At 68.7% G+C, this 7,008-nt stretch carries 9 protein-coding genes; 5 read left to right on the top strand and 4 right to left on the bottom strand.

The features are described from left to right. A partial coding sequence (locus HKK72_RS33800; protein ID WP_187238485.1) for a hypothetical protein occupies window positions 1-358 on the bottom strand: 358 nt, incomplete at its 3' end. A gap of 42 nt (window positions 359-400) precedes the next feature. Between HKK72_RS33800 and HKK72_RS33805 the strand changes: the two genes are divergently transcribed. The 3 genes from HKK72_RS33805 to HKK72_RS33815 are packed head-to-tail and all read left to right on the top strand — an operon-like array spanning window position 401 to window position 2,931. Next, on the top strand, window positions 401-1,108 hold the full coding sequence (locus HKK72_RS33805) for an ArsR/SmtB family transcription factor (protein WP_187238486.1): 708 nt from the start codon (window positions 401-403) through the stop codon (window positions 1,106-1,108). Between the two features lie 21 nt (window positions 1,109-1,129). Beyond that, a complete protein-coding gene (locus tag HKK72_RS33810; protein WP_187238487.1) occupies window positions 1,130-2,110 on the top strand; it encodes a chorismate-binding protein in 981 nt (326 codons plus the stop codon). Beyond that, window positions 2,107-2,931, top strand: coding sequence for an aminodeoxychorismate lyase (locus HKK72_RS33815; RefSeq protein WP_315987586.1), 825 nt, complete (start codon window positions 2,107-2,109; stop codon window positions 2,929-2,931). The genes HKK72_RS33810 and HKK72_RS33815 overlap by 4 nt, the downstream gene beginning before the upstream one ends. An 84-nt stretch (window positions 2,932-3,015) precedes the next feature. Here the strand turns inward: HKK72_RS33815 and HKK72_RS33820 are convergent, their stop codons facing one another. Both HKK72_RS33820 and HKK72_RS33825 read right to left on the bottom strand, forming a co-directional pair. Further along, entirely contained in the window at window positions 3,016-3,333 is a 318-nt protein-coding gene (locus tag HKK72_RS33820; protein ID WP_187238488.1) for a DMT family transporter, read from the bottom strand. Between the two features lie 5 nt (window positions 3,334-3,338). Beyond that, complete coding sequence (locus tag HKK72_RS33825; protein ID WP_187238489.1) at window positions 3,339-4,079, bottom strand: 3-oxoacyl-ACP reductase family protein; 741 nt, start codon at window positions 4,077-4,079, stop codon at window positions 3,339-3,341. A 127-nt stretch (window positions 4,080-4,206) separates the two neighbouring features. Here HKK72_RS33825 and HKK72_RS33830 point away from each other — a divergent pair, with 127 nt between their 5' ends. Both HKK72_RS33830 and sthA read left to right on the top strand, forming a co-directional pair. Continuing rightward, window positions 4,207-4,833, top strand: a complete 627-nt coding sequence (locus tag HKK72_RS33830) for a helix-turn-helix domain-containing protein (protein ID WP_315987587.1) — start codon at window positions 4,207-4,209, stop codon at window positions 4,831-4,833. A 97-nt stretch (window positions 4,834-4,930) separates the two neighbouring features. Then, window positions 4,931-6,334, top strand: coding sequence for a Si-specific NAD(P)(+) transhydrogenase (sthA, locus tag HKK72_RS33835; RefSeq protein WP_187238490.1), 1,404 nt, complete (start codon window positions 4,931-4,933; stop codon window positions 6,332-6,334). 20 nt (window positions 6,335-6,354) lie between these two features. Here sthA and HKK72_RS33840 read toward each other — a convergent pair whose 3' ends face one another. Then, a complete protein-coding gene (locus HKK72_RS33840; RefSeq protein ID WP_187238491.1) occupies window positions 6,355-6,777 on the bottom strand; it encodes an SsgA family sporulation/cell division regulator in 423 nt (140 codons plus the stop codon). Between the last annotated feature and the right edge of the window lie 231 nt (window positions 6,778-7,008).

A 7,008-nucleotide genomic window follows, 5' to 3' on the forward strand; every position in this document is an offset into this window, starting at 1 on the left:
CCCATTCGGCCGGACATGCGGCGTACCTCAGCTCGTACCACTGGCCGAGCCGGGTCAGCCGTTGCCGTGCCTCGGTCAGGTCGGTCTCGGTGAAACGAGCCCAGTCGCCGTCGAAGGTCACCATCCGCCCGTGCCATTCGCCTGGAATCGTGGGCGCCCCGGCCAGCAGCGCCTCTACCTCGGCCAGGTGGTCGATGAGGTGGTCGGTGATCCGGCGTAGGGCCTTGTGCGGGGTCCAGACGTTGTCGCCTTCGGTGACGCGGGGCCGGCCGTCCCAGGCCAGCCAGGTCGAGGCGATGTCCAGGCACTCGGTGACGGCCGCGGACACGATCGCCCCGGGGTTGTCGTTCGATGTCATCCTTCGATGCTGGGACAACAATGGTTGGCCTACCGTCGAAGCATGTCCGCATACGACTCCGACATCGCGCCCGTGGCCGCCCTGCTCGCGGACCGGACCCGCGCGGCCATGCTGACGGCGATGCTCGGCGGCCTGCCACTTGCGGCGGGCGAACTCGCCAAGGTTGCCGGCGTCACGGCCCAGACCGCGAGCGCGCACCTCGCCAGGCTGCTCGACGGCGGGCTCGTGACCGTGATCAAGCAGGGCCGGCATCGCTATTACGAGCTGAAGAGCGCCGACGTCGCCCAGGTCATCGAGGCGCTGAGCCAGATCAGCCCGCCCATCGAGCCGCGGAGCCTGCGCCAGAGCAGGGCGGCCGACGCGTTGCGGCAGGCCCGTACGTGTTACGACCACCTCGCCGGGCGGGCCGGGGTCGAGTTGTTCGCCGGTCTGTGCGACAACAGGCTTCTCGAGCCCGAGTCGTGTGATCTGACGGCGGAGGGGGAGGAGCGGCTGAGCCGTCTCGGCCTGGAGATGGCCGGCCTCCGTGGGGCCCGCCGCAGGTTCACCGGCCGCTGCCTGGACTGGACCGAGCGGCGTCCGCATCTCAGCGGCGCGCTGGGGGCGGCGATCACGACCCGGCTGATCGAACTGAGCTGGCTGGAGCGGGGCCGGGTGCCACGGGCGCTCATCGTGACCGCGGAGGGTGGCCGGGGTTTGCGGGAGACGTTCGGCTGCGTGCTGGACGAGCCGGTCGTGCAGCCGACCTGAGCGCGCGCGACACTGGATGGCATGTACGACGCTTTCGCCCATGTCGGCGGAGTCCTGGCCACCGGGCTGGCTGACGTCACCGGCGATCTCGCCGTGCTCGACTCGGGCGGCTGGTGGGCGGTGGTGATCACCTATGAGGGAAAGGTCACCTGTGCGCGCTTCGACACCGTACGGCCTGCTCCACTGCCGCGGGCGCCCTGGACCGGGCCAACGGACTGGACCACGTCGATGGACGAGGCCGCCTACGTCAACGGGGTCCACACGATCCGCGACGCCATCGCGGACGGGATCGTCTACCAGGCCAATCTCTGCCGCGTCCTGACCGCGCCGCTTCGCCCCGGCGCCGAGATCGCCGGGCTCGGCGCCCGGCTCGCGCGGGGAAATCCTGCGCCGTACGCCGCCGTCATAGACGTGCCCGGGGCCCGGATCGCCTCTGCTTCTCCGGAGCTGTACCTGTCCAGGGAAGGAGACGTCGTCGAATCACGGCCGATCAAGGGCACCGGGCGGACCGAGCAGGACCTGCTGCCCAAGGACCACGCGGAGAACGTGATGATCGTCGACCTGGTCCGCAACGATCTCGGACGGGTGGCGGAGATCGGATCGGTGACCGTGCCGGGGCTCTGCATCGTCGAGGAGCACCCAGGGCTGGTGCACCTGGTGTCGACGGTGCGGGCCAGGCTGGCGCCGGGGCAGGGATGGCCGGAGTTGATCCAGGCGACCTTTCCGCCCGGTTCGGTCACCGGTGCGCCGAAGTCCAGTGCCGTCACGCTGCTCAATGAGCTCGAACCGGTGCCGCGCGGGCCGTACTGTGGAGCCATCGGCTGGGTGGACGCGGACGCCAGGCGTGGTGCCCTCGCGGTGGGCATCCGTACCTTCTGGGCCGAGGACGGCCAGCTCAAGTTCGGCACCGGGGCGGGAATCACCTGGGGTTCCGATCCACATCGCGAATGGCGTGAGACCGAGCTCAAGGCGGCTCGGCTATTGGAGGTTGCAGCACAGTGAAGGTCTGGGTCAACGGAGAGCTGCACGCACCCGAACAGGCGCAGGTGTCGGTCTTCGACCACGGCATGCTCGTCGGCGACGGGGTCTTTGAGACGATCAAGGCGGTGGGCGGCGAGCCCTTCGCGCTGACCCGGCACCTCGAGCGGCTGGGCCGGTCGGCGAAGGGCCTCGGCCTGCCCGAGCCCGATCAGGACGCGCTGCGGCAGGGCACGCTCGACGTGCTCGCGGCGGCGCCTCAGTGGCCGCTCGGGCGCGTACGCATCACCTACACCAGCGGTCCCGGCCCGCTCGGCTCCGACCGGGGCTCCGATGGGGCGACGGCGATCATCATCGCTGCGGAGCAGAAGCCGTTCCCGGCCGCCGCCAATGTCACCGTCGTGCCGTGGCCGCGGAACGAGCGGGGCGCGCTGACCGGTCTCAAGACGACGTCGTACGCCGACAACGCCCTCGCCCTCGCCTACGCCAAGGAGCGCGACGGGGGAGAGGCGATCTTCGGGAACCTGGCGGGCGACCTGTGCGAAGGCACCGGGAGCAATGTCTTCGTGGTCAGGAACGGGCGCCTCGTCACGCCGCCGCTCTCGTCCGGCTGCCTTGCCGGCGTCACCCGCGCACTCGTGCTGGAGTGGTGCGGCGGCGAGGAGGAGAACTTGCCGCTCGAGGACTTCTACCGTGCGGACGAGGCCTTCCTGGTGTCGACGACGCGAGACGTACAGCCCATCCGGGCCATCGACGACGTCGTGCTGCCCGACGCACCCGGCCCGGTGACCCGCAAGGCCATGGAGACCTTCGCGGCCCGCTCCACCGAGGTCACCGACCCCTGATCCACCGCTCGGCGCCGGCCTTCACCGCCGTGATCTCGCAGTCCTTCGCACGCGGGCGACTGCGAGATCACCGCAGAGCAGGGGTCAGCCCCCGGTGGCGCGCAGACCGACGACACCGATGAGGATCAGCATCAGGCAGACGAGCCGCACCGCCGAGGCGCTCTCGCCCAGGGTGAGGATCCCGGCGAGCGCGACGCCGAGCGCGCCGAGACCCACCCAGACCGCGTAGGCGGTGCCCACGGGCAGGGTGCGCAGCGCGATGGACAGCAGGACGAAGCTCAGGAGCGCCGTCGTGACACCGAGGACGCTCGGCCACAGCCTGCTGAAGCCGTCGGCCTGTTTCAGCGCGAGAGCCCACACGATCTCCAGCAGAGCGGCGACGAGCACGAGAATCCACGCCATCGTCGTCAGGCCGCGAATCCGCCGTCGACGGCGATCGAGGCTCCGGTGATGAATCCCGCCTCGGCGCCCGCGAGGTGGGCCACGGTACCGGCGATCTCGTCGGCACCGGCGTAACGGCCGACCGCGGTGAGGGCGCGTTCGGCGTCCGCGTCGGGGGAGTCCGCCGGATTCATCTCGGTGTCGGTGGAGCCCGGTTGGACGACGTTGACGGTGATGCCCATCGGCCCGAGATCGCGGGCGAGGCCCTTGGTCAGGCCGGTCAGTGCCGACTTGCTCATCGCGTACAGGCTGACGCCGGCATAGGGCACCCGGTCGGCGAAACAACTGCCGATGTTGATTATGCGCCCGCCCTCACCCATGTGCCTGGCCGCCGCCTGCGCGGCGATGAAGGCGCCGCGGACGTGGATCGCGAGCGTACGGTCGATTTCGTCCAGTTCGACGGCGTCGAACGGGCCGTACGGGTAGATCCCGGCATTGTTGACCAGGACGTCGAGCCCGCCGAGATCCGCGGCGGCCTGCTCGACCGCCCTGACCACCGCCGTGGGATCAGCCGAGTCGGCCTCGATCGCAAGCCCCCGGCGACCGCAGGCGGTGATCTCGGCGACGACCTCGGAGGCCCTCGCCTTCGACCGTACGTAGGTGAGCGCCACGTCGGCGCCCTCACGCGCCAGGCGCAGGGCGATCGCCGCTCCGATGCCTCGGCTCCCGCCGGTCACCAGCGCGACCCTGCCCGCGAGTTCTGCCATGCCATGCCTCCACGTCAGCAACCGGAATTTTCTCCGTTTATAGCACAAGTGGAGGTTATTCCGCTTAGTTCGTAACCTCTGCTCGTATGGGGTTCCGATAGCCTGAGCGGGAGGGAAGAGGGAGTCCGTGATCGAGCAGGGATCCTCGCGCGAGCTCCCGATCGTCGGCGGCCCGCCGGTCGAACGAGCGGACGCGGCGCAGAACCGTCGCAAGATTCTCAAGGCGGCCGAGCGCATCGTCGCCACCCGTGGCGTCGAGAGCCTGTCGATGGACGAGGCCGCCCGTGCGGCCGGAGTCGGTGTCGGCACGGTCTATCGCCGGTTCGGCGACCGTGCCGGTCTGCTCTTCGCCCTGATCGACGATCGAGAGCGGGCGTTCCAGAGGACCTTTCTGCACGGCGACCCGCCGCTCGGCCCCGGTGCCGAGCCGCTGCTGCGCATCCGCGCCTTCACACACGCGCTCGCCGACCGCACCGAGGCGCAGACGACCCTGCTCGTGATGGCGGAGATGGACTCGCCCGACGCGCGCTTCGACGACGGCGCGTACGCCGTCTACCACGTCCATCTGGCCACGCTGATCGCCCAGGCGCGCCCGGAGGTGGACGCGCACTACCTCGCGGACGCTCTGCTGGCCCCGTTCGCCGCCAACCTGTTCCGGTTCCAGCGCCATGAGCGCGCGATGAGCCTCGAACGCATCAAGGCCGGTCTCGATGACCTGATCAACGGCTTGCGCGCCGATCACCTCGACCGCTGATCAACAGTGTCCGGCGGGCGTACGGCCGGTATGAGGCGAGGCCTTTGTTACATGATGGGCCTTCAAGACACGGCCCGCGGCGTCCACACTGAGGGACGTGACAGACTTTGATCTCATTGTGCTCGGGTCCGGTCCGGGTGGTCAGAAGGCCGCCATCGCCGCGGCGAAGCTCGGTAAGCGGGCGGCGGTCGTCGAGAAACGGAACATGCTCGGCGGGGTGTGCATCAACACCGGCACCATCCCGTCCAAGACCTTGCGCGAGGCGGTGCTCTACCTCACAGGCCTGAACCAGCGGGAGCTGTACGGGCAGAGCTACCGGGTCAAGGACGAGATCACCGTTGCAGACCTCGGCATGCGCACCCAGCACGTGATCGGGCGCGAGATCCAGGTGATCCGCAGCCAGCTGGCCCGCAACCATGTGACGGTGCTGCAGGGGACCGGACGGTTTCTCGACCCGCACACCGTGATGGTCGCGGGCGACGAGGAGAAGAAGGTCACCGCCGAGAAGATCGTTATCGCGACGGGCACCTCGCCGGCGCGGCCGTCGAGCGTGGAGTTCGACGATCGGACGGTCATCGACTCGGATGCGATCCTGCACCTCGACCGGGTGCCCGAGACCCTCGTGGTGGTCGGCGCCGGGGTCATCGGCATCGAGTACGCCTCGATGTTCGCCGCGCTCGGCACCAAGGTCACGGTGGTGGAGCGCCGCGAGCGGATGCTGGAGTTCTGTGATCTCGAGATCGTCGAGGCGCTCAAGTACCATCTGCGGGATCTGGCCGTGACGTTCCGGTTCGGTGAGAGCGTCGCCGCGGTCGAGCGACGGCCGCGCGGGGCGCTGACCGTACTGGAGAGCGGCAAGAAGATCCCCGCCGACTGCGTCATGTACTCCGCCGGGCGGCAGGGCAAGACGGCGGAACTGTGCCTCGAGGCCGCCGGGCTGGCCGCCGACGATCGGGGACGGATCGCGGTGGACGAGAACTACGCCACCCCGGTCCCGCATATCTACGCGGTCGGCGACGTGATCGGCTTCCCGGCCCTGGCGGCCACGTCGATGGAGCAGGGACGCCTGGCCGCTCAGCACGCCTGCGGTGAGCCCGTCGCCGACATGCACGAACTCCAGCCGATCGGCATCTACACCGTTCCGGAGATCAGCTTCGTCGGGAAGTCGGAGGACGACCTGACCCGTGACAAGATCCCGTTCGAGGTGGGCATCTCCCGATACCGGGAGCTGGCCCGGGGACAGATCATCGGCGACTCCTACGGGATGCTCAAGCTGCTGGTCTCCCCGGAGGATCGCAAACTGCTCGGCGTGCACGTGTTCGGCACCGGCGCTACCGAGCTGGTGCACATCGGGCAGACCGTGATGGGCTGCGGCGGGACGGTGGACTACCTGGTCAACGCGGTGTTCAACTACCCGACGCTGGCCGAGTCCTACAAGGTGGCGGCCCTCGACGCCATGAACAAGATGCGGGCGATCAGCCGGCTCACGGCCGAACTGTGATCATGGCGATTTTGGGCGGATTAAGAGGGCCAGAGGAGATCGTCCAGTTCGGCCTCCAAGTCGATGAACTCCGATTCACGGCCGGCCGCCACGATCTCGTACGTGCGGTGCAGGAAGTCGGCCAGGGGCAGGAGAGGAACCTCGAACAGGGCGTTCCCGAAGGGTGACGAGAGCGCGATGTTCAGTGCGTGCTCGTTCTGCTGGCTCATCGGCCACACCTGAACGTCGCCGTCGCCTACCGGGCGTACGATCCCGACGGTCAGCAACTCTCGAGCAAAGATCCATTCAACGGGGTCGTCGTTGCCGACGTAGAACGCCATCCGGATCGCGTAGGGATCGTCGGCGGCGTACTCCAGGCAGGCGAGCAGGGGGACGGTCGCGCTGTCAGGAACGACGAGCCGAAGGCCAAGCTCGGCTGACACGGTGGTGCTGCTGCTGTTCATGGCCATTTTTTCCTTCAGACGTCGGTCCCGCATGGCGGGGCGCTCCAATGACTACTCGCTCCCTCCACGGGTCTCCCCGCGATCTATGAGGCGTAACTGAGAACAGTTGGGGGAACATTCCGTCTCCGGCGCTGGATGTGACGCATCTCACGTAAGGTCAAGTGGTGCCTGACCTGGGCAAAGACGGACAATCCAACTCCAGAGACGGTCTTGAAGTCCGCCACGGGTCCG

The organism is Actinomadura sp. HBU206391, from assembly GCF_014323665.1.
Lineage (GTDB): Bacteria > Actinomycetota > Actinomycetes > Streptosporangiales > Streptosporangiaceae > Actinomadura_C.

Excerpts from the sequence above, each read along its gene's own strand:
- HKK72_RS33805 (WP_187238486.1), top strand. The coding sequence starts at position 401 with ATGTCCGCATACGACTCCGACATCGCGCCCGTGGCCGCCCTGCTCGCG.
- HKK72_RS33810 (WP_187238487.1), top strand. The coding sequence starts at position 1,130 with ATGTACGACGCTTTCGCCCATGTCGGCGGAGTCCTGGCCACCGGGCTG.
- HKK72_RS33820 (WP_187238488.1), bottom strand. The coding sequence starts at position 3,333 with ATGGCGTGGATTCTCGTGCTCGTCGCCGCTCTGCTGGAGATCGTGTGG.
- HKK72_RS33825 (WP_187238489.1), bottom strand. The coding sequence starts at position 4,079 with ATGGCAGAACTCGCGGGCAGGGTCGCGCTGGTGACCGGCGGGAGCCGA.
- HKK72_RS33840 (WP_187238491.1), bottom strand. The coding sequence starts at position 6,777 with ATGAACAGCAGCAGCACCACCGTGTCAGCCGAGCTTGGCCTTCGGCTC.